Consider the following 18213-nt stretch of genomic DNA (forward strand, 5'->3'; position numbering starts at 1 on the left):
AAAGGGAAAAATTATATAGAAAAAATATAATTGTAAAAATGAATTCCTCATTTTTTGAACAAACTATACACCCGGAAAAGCTGTAATGCTTTTCCGGGTTATTTTTTGAGTTACATTTTAGTATAATTCCTAGTTTTCAGAAAGCTCTTTAAGCTTTGATAACCCGTTACTCCAGGTTTCACCCATATTATCTTCCATATTCATAAAAAGCCCCATTAGGTTAAACGGATAAGGCATTTCACTTTGAAATCCCCAGGTAACAACCGTACTATTATTTTCTTTGGCTAATTTTATATATCCTTTGGCTTCACTCTCATAAGGGCGATAGAATTTTAAATCAGTTTCAAAAAAGGTGGGAGCTTCTATTTTTGAAATAGTTTGACTTCCCTTTCCTACATCTTTTACCTCACTATCCCAACTTGCAGTTGCGCCAATGGTTCCATCGTTTCCTGTAAAATCTTTTTTTATGTTGGGGTCAAGATCATTCCAGGGACTCCATTTGTCAAGATCAGATAGACTATTTACGTTTTCCCAAACAACTTCTATTGGAGCATTGATGTTAATAGATTTTTCATAAATAACCTCTTTGGGGGCAAAAATTGCAGCAATAAGAGCAATAACGATTAATACGATAAGTATAATTCCTACTTTTTTTAGAGCTTTCATATACATGTTTATTTATTGGTTATTAATTGGGTTTAATTGGTTGTAAATCTTTTTTGGGGAGTATTACAAATGTAAAGTTTTTTAATTTGTTTATTGTTTGATAAAGAAGCAGTTATGTTTTTTAGGGGGATTCTAACTGTGTAAAAACAGGTGTTTTCCCCATTGATTGGCATATCATGCAGATGTATATTTGTACCATAATTATTTGAAAAAAGTATAAACCATTTTTACACACGCATTATGAATTTATTAAATATTAACTTTCGTTTTATTTTAGAGTTTATTAAAGAATTACCAAAAGCAAGTAGTCACGCAATCCACAGATAATAGGTGTCTGAAGATATAAAAAGATTATCTCATAACCTCATATATTATGGTGTTTGCATACTACGATTTGAGTTTTGAGATTATTTGGGGGTTACATTAAATCGCAAAACAGTTTTTAATTTTTCGGGGGCTACTTTTCTAAAATCAGAGAGATATATTTCTCGATGTTTTTTATACGTTCTTTTAAAACTATTATTTTCTGTAAACTCTTCCATTATTTTGAAGCTTGCCGGTTCACTGTCATAGCTTCCAATATGCATCATCTGCACACAATTTCCTTCAGATATGGTTTCAAACACTACTCTATCTAATAAAGGATGAGGTTTTTTATCTTTTGTATGATGAATTATCTGTTCTACAAATACGTTATCGACAAAATTAGGTTGTCTAATCATTAATTTGAAAACCAAATCATCTTTGTTGATAGAACCATCAAATGTTTTCTTTGCTTCTTCATTGATATCCCAAACACCTTCTAGAGGGTAAACGGTATAATCAAAGTATCCGTTAGGAGTTATTCCTTTTTTAGGACTCATCTTGATTGCATACGACAAAGAGTATAATACAGTAATATAATCCTGAAAAGATTTATCGTTTGGATTACCCGTTCCATTGATAGTTAAAAATCGAAATTCAGGAATATTTATAAACTCAGGTTTATTTTTAGGAATGTAAATACCTTTTTCTTTTTTCCTCCATTCATGTTTCATAATACCGGTTTTTTTGTTTGTTTAAAACAAAAGTAACCTGCTAGAATGACAACCCTATGTCAGTATCCATTGGGTAATACATCTTAAAACAATTCATAAATCGAAGATTAAAAAAGCTTGCCTAGAATATGTTATTGTTTACTGGCATCTTTAAACTGCCACAATACATTTACAATCTGCCATTTTTTATTGAGTTTGATGATATGCATATAATCAATCCATTCATCAGCTATTAACTTTACAGATGCCGTTTTATCAAAAATATCCAAAATGATTACTTCTTTTTTTGGGTTTTTAGGAAACTTATCTCCATTTTGATTATAAGTTTCTGCCAATAAAATCATAGCATCAGAAAAGGTTTCTCTTAAGTATTGTTTTTTAGTTTGTTTATCTGTCCAAAAAGTTCTTTTCACCATTCTGGGATGTGCTGCACGCTCAAATTGTTCTGGCTTTACATTATGTTGAGATTCAATATAATCTAAAGCTACTTGTTTAATACTTAGCGAATCTTGCTTGGTTTGACCATAAATACTAAATGATATAAAAGAAAAAAAACTTAAAAAAAGAAAGGATAATTTCATGAATAATAATGTTGATGACGCGGTTAGTGTTTTATAAGAATTTAAGATACTGGTTTATATTGATTCAAATAATACTACATCGGTATCAATTTCTTTCTCATTGAGAGTAATAATTCTATACCCGAATGTTTTATTGTTAATTTTGATTTCGTCTGTAATTTTCTCTACCTGAAAAGCACCAGCGGGTGTAATGTATTGGGTAATATTGCTAATTGTACTTTTATCTTCTAAGTGATAGTGTCCAGAAAAAATAGTAACGTCTTTTTCAAAATTTAGCAACACATTTTTTATTCTATCTCTACCTAGTAGCGCAAAGCGTTTGTCCACTTCAGTATTAACTTCTAAAATAGGATGATGAATAAACAGTATAATGTTTTTATGAGTAGACAATTCTCTTTTGAACCAATTAAACTGATCATCATCTATGAACTCCTGACTAGAATCTAAGAAGATATATTTATATAGATCATCTTCCTTAGTATAGTGAAGGCTTTTTTGTTTCAGAGTATCTTTTACGGCGTAATATTTTATAACCTCTTTATAAGTATCGTGATTACCAAGAGAAATATCAATATCATATTCTTCCAGATATTGAAAAAACCATTGATTTGATGACTTCTCTCCAATATCGCCTCCAAAAACTATTGAATTAATTCCTCTTGCAGAGATATCGTTAAGAATTGTTTCTAAATTTTTCCTACAATCAACTTCTTGATCCTTTGGAAATTGTTCATCTAAGTGAATATCGGTAATGTATGCTATTTTTTTATTCATCTACAGCTTGCCATAATACTTTAGTAATCATCCATTTATTATCAATTTTTGCCATAAGTACATAATCAATTCCCCAATACAGTGTTAGTTTTACGCTTGCAATTTTATCTTGGGCGTCTAAAATTTCAATCTTTTTAACCGCGTCTTTTGGCGCAGCCCATTTGGAGTTATCTGATACTTCACGCGCAAAAGCGATCGCTCGATCATATGACATAGGATGGCCTTTATATTTTTTGGTTTTGTTATCACGACTATATCCATATTTAGATAGATCTGGATGTATACTCCTTTTAATTTTAGTAGTATCACCTTCATAAAAACCTTCGATATAATCCAGAGCAGCTCTCTCTATTTCAGCATTTTCTTGAGCAAGAGAGTTTTGAATTATTATGAAATACAAGCATAGAAAAAGAATTAGTGGTCTCATCTTGTTTATTTTTAGTTATACTCAATTTTATATGTTGATATTTTCTTTTTTCAGATATTATAGGTAACTCTAAGTATATAAATAAAGGCAAAGTAAATATCTAAGCTAATGCTGCTGGCATTGTGTACGATTTTTTAATTGGTTTTCTCTTCACCTGGTTTAACTAATCAATGTTATTGATAACTTTTTTAATACATTTTGTTTGGATTTGCTGATTTTTCAGGGATTTGCTGAATAGCATCCCAATGTTCACATATTTTTCCTTTTTCATCAAACCTAAAAAAATCCATGGTTACATATTCATCATTTCCAGGCCAGGTTTGATGTGTATGTAAAGCAACTAAATCTCCTTCTGCTATACATCTTACAAACTCAATTGATTTATTAGGGTATTCTCGTTGCATTCTTTTGAAATAATCAATAAAACCCTGGGTTCCGTCTGCAACATCAGGATTGTGTTGGATATATTCTTTGCCAATATATTGTTTGATAGCTTTTTCAGGATCTCCTTCGTATGCGGTTTTGTAAAATGCAATAGCATTCTTTTTGTTAGTTTCTAATTTCATTAAAGTTAGTTTTTTAATAAATAGTATATCTTATTTAAGGAAAACCCAAGTATGTATCTCGATAATGAATTAAAGATATAAAAATGACTGAAATCCTAAATCAGAATTTCTGCCAATATTGTGTTTAAACACTGTTAATAATACATGTTTTGTGGAACGGAAATAAGTTTTTTGGATTTTATCTATCACATCCAACCATTATAAATAACTATTAGAGCGATAGTGTCAAAAAAGCCGTGAACGAATATATTAAACCATAGATCATTTTTACGCAGGTGAAAAGTAATGGCTAATAACAATCCCAAAATACCTGTTATGATCTGACCAGTAATCCCTTGATATCCGTGCATAAAACCAAAAAGAATTGCGAATATGATTATATTTATGAGAAGGCTTAATCTACTATCTCCAAAAAACTTTGAAAATTGTCTCATAAAATAACCTCTCCATATTATTTCTTCTCCAAAAGCTGCAGAAATCCATATGAAAATTAAAGCTATAATTGAATAAAGCAAATTACCTTTGAGATCATCAAAACCAGAAAAATTTATTGATTCTCCAGTTAAGTTACTTACCACTGGTATAAGTATAAAGTAATAGATTAAAAATAAACCAAATGCTAATAGGGGAGCAAATATCAAAAGATTTTTAAATGTTCGTTTGTTTTTTTGAAAGCCTAAGGAGGTAAATAGTGCATTTTTATATTCCAAAAAACTAGAAATTAAAATTACAATAGTGGTAAGAATAATTTCAAAATAATCTAATCCTAATGGCAGTTTCCATAAAAGAAAACATAAGATTATTGTTAATACAGGAATTAATTTAGTGCGTAAAGCTGTAGCGATCATTTTTATTTATCTTAAAATTTTAAAACGAAATAACTACGAAATCCTGAAAGAAATGACTGAAAATCAGCAATAATTACTGAATGGTATTAAAATTATATCTGAATAACCATCCTAATTTATAGCTTATGCTCTAACCATTGCTCAAATGGTTTTTTCTTATATCTGCTAATATTAATTTGATAGTTGTTTTTTTCTAAAATTCCTGGTGTTAGAGTTACTAATAGCTTTCCGTTTTCAATAGGTTTTAAATTTTCTATTGAACTAAAATGAAGAATTGTTTGTCTATTTGCTCTAAAGAAAAGATGTTCGCTGATTTTATTTTCAATCTCGTTTAGGGTAGAATCTGTGGCTATGACCTGTCCATCAGATTTAACAAAATAAACAATCTTATTTTCGCTATAGATATATGAGATTTCAGAATAATTTAATAAAAAAGTTTTTCCTCTTTGTTTAACATTAATCTTTCCGCTAATAGTTTCTAATTTATATAATTGATAAACTTCTTTTGCAAATAGGAAAATGATTCCCAGGCTGCTTAGTAACAGGGTAATAGAAAGCCCGGTTAATAAATAGTAAAATTCATACTCTTCATTTTTTAGCCAAACAACAAAGTAATATATAGGCACATATATTATTGAAATATACCCTAATGTTGACAGTAGAAAATATATGAGATTTTGAGGAGTGATTTTTTCTACAAAGTGTTTTTCTTTAAAATATTTAAAATTTAGATCTGCGATGATTAGTATTAAAGTTCCTATTACTGTCGAAGTTAGTATAGAAAATAAAGGAAAGTCATAAGAATCATTAAATGGAAAATGATCACTTTGCGATAAGTGATTAGCAACCAAAACAATTATTATAAGTGCAATTCCTGTTTGTAATCTGGAGTATAACCGATTAGTTTTTTTTAGTTTTAAAACACGACGAATTAGGTTCATTAAGCAATATCAATTTAATGATTGGATAGGTTTTCTAACTTAGATAGCTTTATTTTTGTTTTCAAATATAACTTTAACCTGTTTTAAAGGTTCTATATAATATTTCAAATCATAAGTTGTAGGTTATTGGTATTAATTGTTTTTATGTTTTTTAATATTAGCGTAACCATTTTTTCATTCTAGGAAAATCTTCTTTAGTACATAGAGACATCCATTCTAAAAGAGGTAATCCTATATAGTTTTTATTATTAAATTGTTCTATAAGCCACTCTGAATCATTTTTATAACCATTTGGGTGAAAAACAACCCGTGGATCCAGCTTCAGATAATAAGAAGCTGCATATGACCATAGAATGGCCGCAATTTCTTGACCATCTGTAGGCCAATTATTATCTATTTCTTCTGTACCTATTAAAGACCTGTTTTCTTCTTCTGTTACCGCTATATGACCAGCCTCGTGTAATAAATCTCCAGGGTATTTCAGTTTGTCTAGATCCATTAAAATTGCATTGCCTTGAAGAGATAATCCTGGGAGAAACGTATCGTTAGGTAGTTTTTTCTCAATTACTTTAATGTTAATTGAGTCAAGAAAATTAAGGATGTTATCTAATATGTTTTTATGATTATTCAATGATATACAGGTGTATGTTTATTTTAGAAATAAAAGTATAACAAATCTATTTGTTTATAGAAATAGATAGATACTATTGATTAGAAATTTGTATATTTGAGAATAACGTTTTTCTCTTAAACCTACCAAGAAAATAAAGAGGTATTTCTTACAAATATCAATCTTATAATATTCAATAAAAACTGCAAATAATAATATTTACAATAGCTATTGTAAATACGAGATTTTATTCTAAAGGAGAATAGAAATTTTTTGTTTTATTTAAAACTATCATGGAATCAAAATCTATTCGAGAAAAGATAATTGATGTAGCTTCTGATTTTTTTTATAAAAAGGGATACAACAAAACTAAGATTAGTGAAATTACTAAGGAAGCAGGGATCACAAAAGAAACTCTGTGTAAGTATTTTAAGACTAAAGAAGATATTTGTATTTCTTACCTAAGATTTAGGAATGAAAAATTCTCGAAAGAAGTATTATCTTATGTTGAGCAAGCAGATGAGGGGAAAAGTAAAATATTGGCAATATTTAATTATTTAGAACTATTTTATCAAATGGAAAATTTTGATGGATGCTGGGCGATTAAGATTTTCTCTGAAGTCTCTTTTGATCAAGAACATATTCGGAACGAAATTGCACTCCAGAAAAGGGGAATGATTGGTTTTATTGAATTTTTAATTCAAGAGAATATCAATATTGATAAAGATAGTAAAGTACTGGCAAGAAATATTTATTTGTTGTTGGAGACAGCAGTCGTTCAAAGTAATGTATTAAAAGAAGAATGGCCTATTACCAATGCAAAAGCGATGTGTGAAAAGCTTCTAAATTAAGGTTAATTCTGCTATAATTACCAAAAGTATATGTGTTATTTAATAATAATCACTAAATACTTGGCTTTAATATTTCTTTTCAACATTCTTAGTATTTAGATAGATCAGTTTAAGCAAAGTCAGATCTGATGTAAAAGCTCTTTTAGTTACTTTACTAAATTGTCTGTGGAATATTAATAATATATGGTCTTTCTAATGGATTCTGTGTATTGAAAGTACTGAGAGAGCTACTCCCGGTTACGTTCCTGGGATTCTGTAACTACAGGATAGTTATCTCTCCATTTCTCTATTAAGGCAAATAGCTCATCTTCGGCTATGTGTTTATAGAAATAGATAAATCCGTCAATAAAGCTTTAAAATTAGAATTATGATAGTTGTTCATACTTATAAAAACTATCATTTATAACTCCAAATATTTACTCATTGGATGAAAAAGGTTATTCAACTTTACAAAGTAGCATATCAACGAATCTTTCATTAATCTCATTATTCTCAGAAGTAGTTTTGATGTAATTAGAAGTATCAGTAAACCTGTTTCTAAACTCAAGTTTTGCTAAACAGAATGCTGGTGTTAGCGTATAAACCCCTTAAACTATGAAACTATGAAAAGAATATTATTTGTTATTACATTAATGATTTGCATAAATGCAATTGGTCAAGATATTACAAGCACAGACTTTTGGGAAAAAGATAAAATAAAACACAGTATTGTATCCTTTGGTATCAGCACAGCTACATACACTTATTTGTCATTGAATAAAAAACATAAAAAACTCCCAGAGTTACATAAACGATTAATCTCATTATCTACCACTATATTATTAGGTGGTTTAAAAGAAATTATGGATAGCTCCTCATCTAATAGTGTTGCTTCCTGGGAGGATATGGGAGCTAATGCAGTAGGAGCATTAGCTTTTCAGGTAACAATATCAATCCCTCTAAGTTTTAAATCAAAAAATAAAAAAGAAGAAAATTTTGGTGAGTTTATAAAGTGAATTTGCTGTAATTCGCATTATGAATTTGATTAAAAAACAAAATTTCAAGCTATTTTCAGCACTAGAATACTCATAAAAACCCTTATTTAATAAGGTAAAGGGGAATCAACTATAAAAAATGGGTGTTTTCCCCCATTGACCCAAAAGCTTTCTCATCATATATTTGTACCATAGTTATTTAAAAAGATATATGAACCATTTTTACACATACAAAATCATGAATTTATTAGGCATTAACTTTCGTTTTATTTTTGAGTTTATCAAAGAACTTCCAAAGGCAAGTAGCCATGCGATTCACAGATAATATCTGTTAGAAAATATAAAAAATTATTATTAGTGTTTGGGGAAATAATTAGTAGTAAGAGAAAATTAAAAAATCCGCATTTATTAAATGCGGATTTTTAGTATTCTATAATATTTAGAGAGGAGGTTATTTTAAAGCTCCTACCATATCTTCAGGCTTTACCCATTCATCAAATTGTTGCTCAGTAACATATCCTAATGCAACAGCTTCATGTTTTAAGGTAGTTCCGTTTTGATGTGCTGTATTAGCAATTTCTGCGGCTTTATAATATCCTATTTTAGTATTTAGTGCGGTAACCAACATCAAAGAATTATTTAATAATTCTGTAATACGTTGTTGATTAGGTTCAATACCTTGAGCACAATGCTCATCAAAAGATACACAAGAATCACCGATTAATTGAGCACTTTCTAATAAGTTAGCTGCCATTACAGGTTTAAAGACATTTAACTCAAAATGACCTTGCATACCACCTACATTAATTGCTACATCGTTACCCATTACTTGTGCACAAACCATAGTTAGTGCTTCACACTGTGTTGGATTTACTTTTCCTGGCATAATTGAACTTCCAGGTTCGTTGGCAGGAATAATTAATTCTCCAATCCCACTTCTAGGGCCAGAAGCCAACATTCTGATATCATTTCCGATCTTATTTAAAGAAACAGCTAGTTGCTTTAAGGCTCCGTGAGTTTCTACAAAAGCATCATGCGCCGCTAATGCTTCAAATTTATTTTCTGCAGTTATAAACGGTAAACTGGTAAACTGTGCAATAAATTCTGAAACACGTTTGGCATATCCTTTTGGAGTATTTAAACCAGTTCCTACTGCAGTACCACCTAATGCTAATTCTGCCATGTGTGGTAAAGTGTTTTCTAAAGCTTTTAATCCGTGATCCAATTGAGATACGTAACCAGATAACTCCTGTCCTATAGTTAATGGAGTCGCGTCCATAAAATGAGTACGCCCTATTTTTACTACATTTTTAAAAGTTTCTGATTTTTTCTTTAAAGTATCTCTTAACTGAGTAACTCCTGGTATTGTAACTTCTACAATTTTTTTATACGCAGCAATGTGCATACCAGTAGGGAAGGTGTCATTAGAAGATTGAGACTTGTTAACATCATCATTAGGTAATAATGTTTTATCACCTTCACCTATTGTTTTTCCTGCCAATTGATGTGCTCTATTAGCAATCACTTCATTGACATTCATGTTACTTTGAGTTCCTGATCCAGTTTGCCAGATAACTAATGGAAACTGATCGTCGTGTTTTCCTTCAAGAATTTCGTCACATGCTTGCGCAATTAGATCTCTTTTTTCTATAGGTAATGCGCCAAGTTCACAATTAGTATAAGCTGCCGCTTTCTTTAAATAAGCAAAACCATAGACTATCTCTAAAGGCATTGAAGCTGGTGCACCAATTTTAAAGTTATTTCTTGAACGTTCGGTTTGAGCTCCCCAAAGTCGATCAGAAGGAACTTTTACCTCGCCCATTGTATCTTTTTCTATTCTATATTCCATAGCTTGGATGATTTGTTTTTTGAAAGGGCAAATTTAAGGATTTAACTAGCTTTATTTGAATAAAGGACTTACTTTTTTAATTGATAAAATGAGGTTTAGAAGAAGTTTTTTAAATAAATTATTTTAAGCTATGAATTAAGGAGAAGAGTTATTATCTTTGGCAAAAATTGAAAATAAGAATATTATTATGTTTGAATTTGATCAGTATCTTGGCTTTTTAGCATTTTTAACAATCCTTACCATTGGATTTTGGTTAATGATCTTTTTGTTGACTTTTGTAGTTCCTTATTGGATCATTGGTGCTAATATTGAGAATTTCAAATTAAAGAAAGAAGCAAAACGTAAAGCTTTAGAAGCTTAATAAGAGAAAAATATATATAAAAAAGGAAGCCAATTGGCTTCCTTTTTTATTGCTTATAATTCTATAAAAGAAGTCAAGCGGTCTATTTTGAGAAAATCAAAAAAATGATTGAGAAAATATTTTGAATTATAATCATATCTGATTGATTTGTAATGACTTTACGAATTGATAGTAAAATTAAATCGCTAAAAAAATAAAAGAGGTTACCTATATACAGGTAACCTCTTTTTTATAAAATGAAGTGTTAGGGGATGACGTATGTTTTATTGTATGGTAAACTTAAGTGTTTTTCCTTCTGATGAAACTGCATAGTAATACCCTCTGTCTAAGCTTGTTTCTTTGAATGTGAAAGTAGTTCCAGAATTATCATTCACTCCTTCGCTTAAAGCGCCAACTTGTTGACCTAAAGTGTTGAAAATGTTAACGCTAGTAGTTGTTTCGCTAAATCTGAATGAAATATTATTACCGCGAGTAACAGGAACTGGGTATGCTACTGATCTGTCTATTGAATTATCAGTAATATCAGTAACAGAAAGTACTGTAGGATCATTAAATAAATAATCTTGAGATGTCCAGGAACCACCTATTAGTGACCATAGACGAACATAAATTAATGTTGTACCATCAGTTGGTAAACCGGTAATATCAACTGAAGTAGTAGGAGCATCAATAATAGAAGATCCTTGAATATCATTAGAACCTACACCCGTTGTACCTACAATTAGATCATATCTAGTTGCACTACCAGCACTCCAGTTAAAAGTAGTAGTAGCATTTGTAATTTCAGAACCTACTACAGGAGAAATGATTTCTGGCTGTGTAAATTGCGCTCTGAATTGATAATCAGTAAAAGCCCAGGTAGTACCATTTACATTTGACCATAAACGAAAATTGATGATAGAACCATCAGTAGGTAAATTAGTAAGTTCAAGAGATGTTGTACTTAAAGGAAGAATACTAGAAGCTCTAAGGTCATTAGATCCTGGTCCATTACTTCCTACAATCACATCAAACTCAGTAGCATTTCCAACATTCCATTCAAATGTAACTGTAGTCCCAGTAAATGCATCACTTAAATCAGTACTTGGAGTAGGAGAAGTTAGTTCTGCTTTACCAGTTACGTTTGCTGCTGTATACGTATAATTTACATTTAACCAAGCATTGACAGCTGGATCAGAGTCAAAATACCATAAACGTACATAAAGTGTAGAACCATCTGTAGGTACAGATGCTGATGCTGTAAGGTCACCAGAGACACCACTTTGATAAAGATCACGGAATCCAACATCAGTACCAATTACAAGTTCATAAGAGGTAATAGTTCCAGCTCCAGCAGACCATTCAAAATTAGCAATAGAACCAGTAAGTGTAGTGCCGGGAGCAGGGCTAGTTATGGCAGGGGCTTGTGCAAAAATATTTGTCATTGCGAATAATGCAAATATTTTAATAAAAGTTAATCTTTTTAATAAGGGTAATGATGTAAACATTGTTAAATAGTTTTAAATTTTGTTAAATATATTTAAAACTTGATATAAACCTCTTTACCCGATAGGATAGTACTTAGTTATGGTAAAAGAGTATTAATTCTGTGGTTAAATACTTGCTTAGACGTGCCTTATAGTGTCTTGTAGACAGAGTTTTCTTTGTTTATAATAGTTAGTAAAAACAACATTTATAAACGATATGGAAAAATCAGTTGTGTGTCTAAGAGAATCAGGTTCTTTAATTATTATTTACCCTTCAAATTCTTCATCCCCACCATTAAAATTTCCTTGTTGGCGTCGTTGCTTTCTTTTCTTTTGATTAAATCGATATGTAAAAGATAAATTAAAACTACGCTCTCTCCATTGAAATTGACTATCTGAAATAAAAGTAGAGGTGGTCGAAATACTTTTTCTCTTACGAGAATTAAAAACATCGCTTACATTAAAAGTTATAGATGCTTTTTCTTTAAAAAGGTCTTTACTGAAAGCAAGATTCATACTAAATATTCCTTCGCTTTTAGTTTGTGCATTTTCACTTGGCCCTCTGTAAAACATATTCGTTTGCCAATCAATTTTGGCTGGCAGAGTTAATTTATTACTTAATCGTGCAAACCAACTGAAATTGTCGGCATCAAAATTTTCACCATTAAAATCTCCACGAATATTATTCTGAAAAGCATTAAAATTACCATTGATCCTCCATTTCCTGTTTGGACTGTACGTAACCGTAAATTCGAAACCATAGCGATCAGAACTAGATAAATTGATAGGAGTTCTCCTAATTACGGGAACTTCTGTTCCTGGGTTGTTTTCATCGGCACCAATGATAGCAGTATCTCCAGTATCTTCGGATATAAAAGTAAAAACTTGGGTAGCATGTGTATAGTATATTGAGCTATTTAGGGTTAATTTACCAAGTCTGTTTAAGTATCCTAAATCAAAAGCATTGGAGTAACTGGGGTCTAAATCAGGGTTACCTTGAAAAAGATTTGTAGCACTGGATCTAGAAGGAAACGGATTAATGAATCGAGAACGAGGTCTACGTATTCTACGATTATATCCTAAAGTAAGGCTTTGCTTTTTTGATAATTCATATCCCAAATTAATCGTAGGAAAAAGATCTGTATAGTTTTTTTTACTAAGATCATTACTAGTTTGCTGATCAATAGTGATTCTAGTCCCTTCGACACGAAGACCTAGTAAGTATGAAAGTTTACCAGATTTACTTCCAAATTGTGAATATGCAGCATTGACTTGTTCTGTATATATAAGGTTGTTGGATAAATCTGTATCAGTAGTTATACTATTATTATCTTCTAATTGAACTAAGAAATCGGTATCTAAATCATTAAAATTTCCTCTATACCCTAATTCAAACTGACTTTTTTTTCCAATAGGAAGTACATAATCAGCTTGTAATAAGATTCGATCTTGATCTTCAGTGGTATTTACAAGCTCAATAGCAGTGATGTTTTCTTGAATAATACGAGAATCTTCGATTTCACTACTATTTTCTATTTGAAAATCTACTGTAAGCTTATGACCACTATCATCAAAATCCTTGGTGTAATTAAGTGAATATTGTTTTGTGGTATCATCTTCTACTTCAGGATCAAAACGCCTGTTACTACTTATAATTGTTCCGTTATCATCAGGTTGAGTAATTAAGTTAGTTGTATTGCTTTCATTATCACTAGAACGATATAGAAAAGAAGTGGTTATAGAAGAAGTTTTATTGATATACCATTCGACTCCAACGTTGGTGTTTAAACCTTTACGTACTCTATCAAAATCTCTTTCTTCGTTTAAGAAGGTATCAGGATTGTCGGTTCCGTCACTATCAATATTAAAAAAACGAGTTTCTGTTAAAGAATTTCCTGGAACTTCACGATATCTATATCCAGAAGTTGTAAAAAAATTGAAGTCTCCCGTTCTATAATTAAGATTTCCTGAAACTCCAGCGGATAGAGGATATCCAGTGTTAAAAGTTAAAGCTCCGTTTACTCCTTGTAATTTACTTCGTCTTAAAATAATATTTAAAATTCCGGCAGTTCCTTCAGCATCATAACGGGCAGAAGGAGAAGTAATTACTTCAACACGTTCTATGGATTCTGCAGGAAGTTGTCGCAATGCATCTGTGCTATTTAATCCTACTAAACCAGAAGGCTTACCATTAATTAAAATCCGAACATTATCGTTTCCTCTCAAAGCCACATTACCTTCAACATCAACAGATACTGAGGGTACATTATCCAGAACATCACTTACGGTTCCTCCACTTACTGTAAGATCTTTTCCAACATTATAGATTTTTTTATCCAATTTAATCTCTACAGTAGTTTTTTCTGCAATAACTATTACATCATCTAAAGATTCGGTATCGAGTCCTAAACCAATAGTTCCTAATTTGGTATCTGTAACTAATTTTTGTCCTTTACGTTTTTCGGTTTTAAAAGAAATGTATTCTATCGTTATATCATAAGTACCTGCGGGTATTTTTATAGAGAAATTTCCATCTGTTTGAGTGATCCCACCGGTAATTACTTTATTGTTAGAAGGGTTTAGAAAAGCTACTGTAGCATACTCTAAAGGTTCTTTACTTTCTTTATCAATGATTTTACCAGTAACTCTAACTTCTTTTTGTTGTGCATAAGAGCATAAAACAATTAAAAATGACAATAAAGTAAAAATAGTTTTTTTCATAGTTGTTGTGGATAGTGAGATTTCAAAAGTATAGTTAGTGTTATTGTACAACAGTTAAATAGGTGTTAAATAACATAAGGTGCTGATTTGTAGTTTCTTGTGTTTTAATTTGTTTTGCCAAAATTAACATAAGATTATAAAGTGCAATAGCTAGTAATGTTTTTAAGTAATTCTTTAGGGGAAAATATATAATAATTGTTAGGTTGATTGCGTTTGCAGTATTTACATTTGTGCTCATTTTTACGCACAAGAAACACTAATCATCAACTAATAATGGGGTTTATGAACAAACTTTCAGTGGAGAAACTATTGCTAATTTCTTTCCTTTTACTTTCTTCTTACTTTCTAAATGCTCAAAGCCATAAGATGGCAGCTTCTTTTACGGGTGGATATGTTCAGGACGGTTTAGGAGGAATGGTAACATTAGATTATAAGCTTAACGAATTTGATTTTCTTCAGTTTAACTTACAGGCAAATTTTACAAACTTAGAAACTGGTAATGTCGAAATCCCTGTGGATTTGTATGCCTTTAATGGAGGATATTTTTTTGATGTTATCCGCAACAATAGTAGAATTTTTGCATTATCTCTAGGAGGCGGAGCGACTATAGGCTACGAGATTATTAATAATGGCGATGATAGTATTGATGGACAAATATTACTAATCGAAGATAAAAGTAAATTAGTATTTGGAGCCTATGTTGGGCTAGACGCCGATATTTTTATTATTCCTACGATTGCCATTAATATCAAGGCAAATGAGGTGTACCACGCTAATAGTGAAATAGGCGAATTCTCTCCCTATTTAGGGCTTGGGGTTAAATTAATATTATTTTAAAGTAATGAGAGTCATGCATAAAAGTTTTAAATATATAATAGGGGGATTAATTTCAATTACTTTAATTCTAGCTTGTACTAAAGAAATTACGGAGGATTTATTGACTTTTTTTAGTGTCGAAGTAGAAGGAGGTATTACTCAGGAAGCATTTTTAAACATCCCAAAATCAACAGAAATTACTGTAGACGCAGCTGGAACAATTGAAGCTGGAAATTATGAAATAAAATATAACGTTACACAAGGTACTGGTTCTTATAGAGTAGGTTCAGAAATAATTCCTCAAAACGAATATGTTGTTTTTCCAACATTACCTTTAAGCATTGATTATATTGGATCTACAGTAGGGATTCATAAAGTTTTGATAACAATAAAAGATGATTTTGACAGAGAACGAGATGTTGAAATTACTTATACTGTAAATGATACTGATTTTTCTTTTACCGTTATGCCAGTTCCTGAATCGGCTTATGTAGGACAGCGTATTGATCTTAATATGAATATAACAGAAATTACAGCTTCTACTTATCAAACTAGTTATGTTATAACAAACTTGGATATAGACGGAGCTGGAACAGGAAATATTTTGATTGATGGACAATCAATCGATCCTGAAATATCACAAGATACTCAAGCAGGAGATTTTATTTGGCAGTTTGAGGCAATTAGCTTAGGAACTGTTGAATTAGCATTTACTACTATAAGTGAATTGGGTGTAACGGTTATTACTAATTTACAGATTGAAATTACCGAGACGCCAGATTTTACATTTTCTGCACAATCTTCAGTGATTCAAGCTAGTACTAATAATCCAGTGGATATCAATTTTGATTTGACTGAAACGGTTGGAACCTCTACATATATCATGACATTTACTTCTAGTAATACTGGAAGTGTGACTTATGATGGATCTACATATCAAGAAGGAGAAGATATCCCATTTACTACAGGGCAAAGCGCGGGAACATATACGGGAACTGCAGCAGGTACTCATGAAATTGAATTTACTGTTTCTAATGCAAATCAAACGCCAATTGTAAAAAATGCTTCAGTGACAGTTACATATAGTGATCCTGATACAGAAATACCGGTAATCACGCTATTAGGAGATAACCCTTTAACAATTAACCTTAACGAGAGTTATGTTGAACCTGGATTTACAGTTCAGGATAATATAGATACAGATTTGGAATCTCAGGTTACTGTAACGGGTACAGTTGATACATCAGTTGCAGGAAGTTATCAATTATCATACAATGTTACCGATTCTTCTGATAACGCCGCTGAAACCCAGGTAAGAATCGTAAATGTAGTGGATAACATTGCTCCTGTGATCACATTAAATGGATTAAATCCTACGGTAGTCTTTGTAGGAGCTGCCTATGAAGAACTAGCTACTGCAACAGATAATGTAGATGGAGATATTACAACGCAAATACAATTTGGAGGAACATTCTCTAATACTAATACAATAGGAACTTATACAAGAACTTATAATGTTTCTGATGCAGCGGGTAACAATGCAGTAGAGCAATCAAGAACCATTATTGTTCAGGAACAAGATACTGCTGCTCCTATAATCACATTAAATGGAGATAATCCTCAAATAGTACAACTGGGAGAAACTTATACTGAAGCGGGAGCAACAGCCACTGATGATGTTGATGGAGATGTTACAGATAATATTCAGATATCTGGAACTGTAAGTACCAATACAGCTGGCGAATATACAGTTACATATACGGTGGCTGATACTGCCGGGAATCAACAATCTGTAACAAGAACCGTTATCGTAAATGATCCTCCGGTAGCAGTTATTGTGGCAAGTCCTCTTTCTGGAGTAGCTCCATTAACAGTATCCTTAAATAATGCTCAATCTACAGACAGCGATGGTACTATTGAAAGATCTACTTGGAGTTTTGATGGAGCAAATAATAATACAGGAGGTTTTCCGCATAATATTTCAAGAACCTATGATACTCCTGGAACATATACAATAGGAGTTAGAGTGTTTGATAATTATGATGGAGAAGGATATGTAGAAGTGCAAATTAATGTAACCAGTCCTGATGCGACACCACCTGTTATCACATTAAATGGAGATAACCCTCAAGTTGTTCAACTTGGAGAAACGTATGCTGAAGCAGGGGCTACAGCTACAGATGATGTAGATGGAGATTTAACTTCGAGTATTTCTATTTCAGGAAATGTAGATACAAATACAGCAGGTCAGTATACAATAACATATAGCGTGACTGATGCGGCAGGAAATACTGATACAGAAACAAGAACAGTAATTGTAAACGATCCGCCTAATGCCTTGATTCGTACAGATGTAACTGGTGGGGTGGCTCCACTTACAGTATCTTTTGGTAATGGGCAATCTACTGATAGTGATGGAAATATAGTAACCTCAGTATGGAGTTTTGGAGATGGAACTTCTGGAAACTCAGGTGGTTTTCCTCTAGCGGTTTCACATACCTTTGATGCACCAGGATTTTATACAGTTACACTTGAATTATATGATAATAATAGTGGAGTAGGAACATCGTCTGTTGTTATTGCAGTAGAACAAGGTACCTGTGATTGCCCTCCTGGAGAACAACCTTGTGAGCCTTTCCCAATTTGCAATTGTATAGACCCAACAACCGAAGGTTGTAATTAATCCAGATCAATAAAGAAATAAAAAGGCTATCTAAGTAAGAAT

At 31.5% G+C, this 18213-nt stretch carries 17 protein-coding genes; 5 read left to right on the forward strand and 12 right to left on the reverse strand.

All coding sequences use genetic code 11. The features are described 5' to 3' along the window. Positions 1 to 129: 129 nt before the first annotated feature. The 9 genes from U0D62_RS07855 to U0D62_RS07895 form a co-directional block, all read right to left on the reverse strand. On the reverse strand, positions 130 to 666 hold the full coding sequence (locus tag U0D62_RS07855; RefSeq protein WP_322195222.1) for an SRPBCC family protein: 537 nt from the start codon (positions 664 to 666) through the stop codon (positions 130 to 132). A gap of 407 nt (positions 667 to 1073) precedes the next feature. Continuing rightward, positions 1074 to 1703 (reverse strand): GyrI-like domain-containing protein, encoded by a 630-nt coding sequence (locus U0D62_RS07860; RefSeq protein WP_322195224.1) that lies wholly within the window; start codon positions 1701 to 1703, stop codon positions 1074 to 1076. 131 nt (positions 1704 to 1834) lie between these two features. Beyond that, a complete protein-coding gene (locus U0D62_RS07865) occupies positions 1835 to 2284 on the reverse strand; it encodes a nuclear transport factor 2 family protein (RefSeq protein WP_322195226.1) in 450 nt (149 codons plus the stop codon). A 54-nt stretch (positions 2285 to 2338) separates the two neighbouring features. Continuing rightward, positions 2339 to 3058 carry a metallophosphoesterase family protein gene (locus U0D62_RS07870; protein WP_322195228.1) on the reverse strand — a complete coding sequence of 240 codons (720 nt, stop codon included), beginning with the start codon at positions 3056 to 3058 and terminating at the stop codon, positions 2339 to 2341. Further along, positions 3051 to 3485 (reverse strand): nuclear transport factor 2 family protein, encoded by a 435-nt coding sequence (locus tag U0D62_RS07875; protein ID WP_322195230.1) that lies wholly within the window; start codon positions 3483 to 3485, stop codon positions 3051 to 3053. Before U0D62_RS07875 ends, U0D62_RS07870 begins: the two co-directional genes overlap by 8 nt. Positions 3486 to 3673: 188 nt before the next feature. Then, positions 3674 to 4051: a nuclear transport factor 2 family protein gene (locus tag U0D62_RS07880; protein WP_322195232.1), complete on the reverse strand. Its 378-nt coding sequence runs from the start codon at positions 4049 to 4051 to the stop codon at positions 3674 to 3676. 185 nt (positions 4052 to 4236) lie between these two features. Next, positions 4237 to 4899, reverse strand: coding sequence for a CPBP family intramembrane glutamic endopeptidase (locus U0D62_RS07885; RefSeq protein WP_322195234.1), 663 nt, complete (start codon positions 4897 to 4899; stop codon positions 4237 to 4239). Positions 4900 to 5015: 116 nt separating this feature from the next. Continuing rightward, positions 5016 to 5840 (reverse strand): LytR/AlgR family response regulator transcription factor, encoded by an 825-nt coding sequence (locus tag U0D62_RS07890; RefSeq protein WP_322195236.1) that lies wholly within the window; start codon positions 5838 to 5840, stop codon positions 5016 to 5018. A 157-nt stretch (positions 5841 to 5997) separates the two neighbouring features. Then, on the reverse strand, positions 5998 to 6471 hold the full coding sequence (locus U0D62_RS07895; protein WP_322195238.1) for a hypothetical protein: 474 nt from the start codon (positions 6469 to 6471) through the stop codon (positions 5998 to 6000). A gap of 272 nt (positions 6472 to 6743) precedes the next feature. Between U0D62_RS07895 and U0D62_RS07900 the strand changes: the two genes are divergently transcribed. Together U0D62_RS07900 and U0D62_RS07905 are read left to right on the forward strand one after the other, a co-directional pair. After that, positions 6744 to 7301 (forward strand): TetR/AcrR family transcriptional regulator, encoded by a 558-nt coding sequence (locus U0D62_RS07900; protein ID WP_322195239.1) that lies wholly within the window; start codon positions 6744 to 6746, stop codon positions 7299 to 7301. Between the two features lie 602 nt (positions 7302 to 7903). Beyond that, complete coding sequence (locus U0D62_RS07905; RefSeq protein ID WP_322195241.1) at positions 7904 to 8296, forward strand: YfiM family lipoprotein; 393 nt, start codon at positions 7904 to 7906, stop codon at positions 8294 to 8296. A gap of 430 nt (positions 8297 to 8726) precedes the next feature. Here the strand turns inward: U0D62_RS07905 and fumC are convergent, their stop codons facing one another. Continuing rightward, positions 8727 to 10124, reverse strand: a complete 1398-nt coding sequence (gene fumC, locus U0D62_RS07910) for a class II fumarate hydratase (protein WP_322195243.1) — start codon at positions 10122 to 10124, stop codon at positions 8727 to 8729. A gap of 157 nt (positions 10125 to 10281) precedes the next feature. Between fumC and U0D62_RS07915 the strand changes: the two genes are divergently transcribed. Then, the gene (locus tag U0D62_RS07915; protein WP_322287612.1) at positions 10282 to 10485 is read left to right on the forward strand and encodes a hypothetical protein; all 204 of its coding nucleotides are present in this window, start codon (positions 10282 to 10284) and stop codon (positions 10483 to 10485) included. A 263-nt stretch (positions 10486 to 10748) separates the two neighbouring features. Here the strand turns inward: U0D62_RS07915 and U0D62_RS07920 are convergent, their stop codons facing one another. Continuing rightward, positions 10749 to 11972, reverse strand: coding sequence for a hypothetical protein (locus tag U0D62_RS07920; protein ID WP_322195245.1), 1224 nt, complete (start codon positions 11970 to 11972; stop codon positions 10749 to 10751). 246 nt (positions 11973 to 12218) lie between these two features. After that, the gene (locus tag U0D62_RS07925; protein WP_322195248.1) at positions 12219 to 14672 is read right to left on the reverse strand and encodes a TonB-dependent receptor; all 2454 of its coding nucleotides are present in this window, start codon (positions 14670 to 14672) and stop codon (positions 12219 to 12221) included. A gap of 282 nt (positions 14673 to 14954) precedes the next feature. Here U0D62_RS07925 and U0D62_RS07930 point away from each other — a divergent pair, with 282 nt between their 5' ends. After that, positions 14955 to 15509 (forward strand): conjugal transfer protein TraO, encoded by a 555-nt coding sequence (locus tag U0D62_RS07930; RefSeq protein ID WP_322195250.1) that lies wholly within the window; start codon positions 14955 to 14957, stop codon positions 15507 to 15509. A gap of 13 nt (positions 15510 to 15522) precedes the next feature. Continuing rightward, positions 15523 to 18171 (forward strand): immunoglobulin-like domain-containing protein, encoded by a 2649-nt coding sequence (locus tag U0D62_RS07935; RefSeq protein WP_322195252.1) that lies wholly within the window; start codon positions 15523 to 15525, stop codon positions 18169 to 18171. The last annotated feature ends 42 nt before the right edge of the window (positions 18172 to 18213 follow it).

The organism is Aquimarina callyspongiae (genome assembly GCF_034322225.1).
Taxonomy (GTDB): Bacteria; Bacteroidota; Bacteroidia; order Flavobacteriales; family Flavobacteriaceae; genus Aquimarina.

Bases quoted from the DNA above. Each gene is read 5' to 3' on its own strand.
- U0D62_RS07900 (WP_322195239.1), top strand. From the start codon at position 6,744: ATGGAATCAAAATCTATTCGAGAAAAGATAATTGATGTAGCTTCTGAT.
- fumC (WP_322195243.1), bottom strand. From the start codon at position 10,124: ATGGAATATAGAATAGAAAAAGATACAATGGGCGAGGTAAAAGTTCCT.
- U0D62_RS07870 (WP_322195228.1), bottom strand. From the start codon at position 3,058: ATGAATAAAAAAATAGCATACATTACCGATATTCACTTAGATGAACAA.
- U0D62_RS07875 (WP_322195230.1), bottom strand. From the start codon at position 3,485: ATGAGACCACTAATTCTTTTTCTATGCTTGTATTTCATAATAATTCAA.
- U0D62_RS07920 (WP_322195245.1), bottom strand. From the start codon at position 11,972: ATGTTTACATCATTACCCTTATTAAAAAGATTAACTTTTATTAAAATA.
- U0D62_RS07905 (WP_322195241.1), top strand. From the start codon at position 7,904: ATGAAAAGAATATTATTTGTTATTACATTAATGATTTGCATAAATGCA.
- U0D62_RS07935 (WP_322195252.1), top strand. From the start codon at position 15,523: ATGCATAAAAGTTTTAAATATATAATAGGGGGATTAATTTCAATTACT.
- U0D62_RS07930 (WP_322195250.1), top strand. From the start codon at position 14,955: ATGAACAAACTTTCAGTGGAGAAACTATTGCTAATTTCTTTCCTTTTA.
- U0D62_RS07855 (WP_322195222.1), bottom strand. From the start codon at position 666: ATGAAAGCTCTAAAAAAAGTAGGAATTATACTTATCGTATTAATCGTT.
- U0D62_RS07890 (WP_322195236.1), bottom strand. From the start codon at position 5,840: ATGAACCTAATTCGTCGTGTTTTAAAACTAAAAAAAACTAATCGGTTA.
- U0D62_RS07880 (WP_322195232.1), bottom strand. From the start codon at position 4,051: ATGAAATTAGAAACTAACAAAAAGAATGCTATTGCATTTTACAAAACC.
- U0D62_RS07865 (WP_322195226.1), bottom strand. From the start codon at position 2,284: ATGAAATTATCCTTTCTTTTTTTAAGTTTTTTTTCTTTTATATCATTT.
- U0D62_RS07885 (WP_322195234.1), bottom strand. From the start codon at position 4,899: ATGATCGCTACAGCTTTACGCACTAAATTAATTCCTGTATTAACAATA.
- U0D62_RS07925 (WP_322195248.1), bottom strand. From the start codon at position 14,672: ATGAAAAAAACTATTTTTACTTTATTGTCATTTTTAATTGTTTTATGC.
- U0D62_RS07860 (WP_322195224.1), bottom strand. From the start codon at position 1,703: ATGAAACATGAATGGAGGAAAAAAGAAAAAGGTATTTACATTCCTAAA.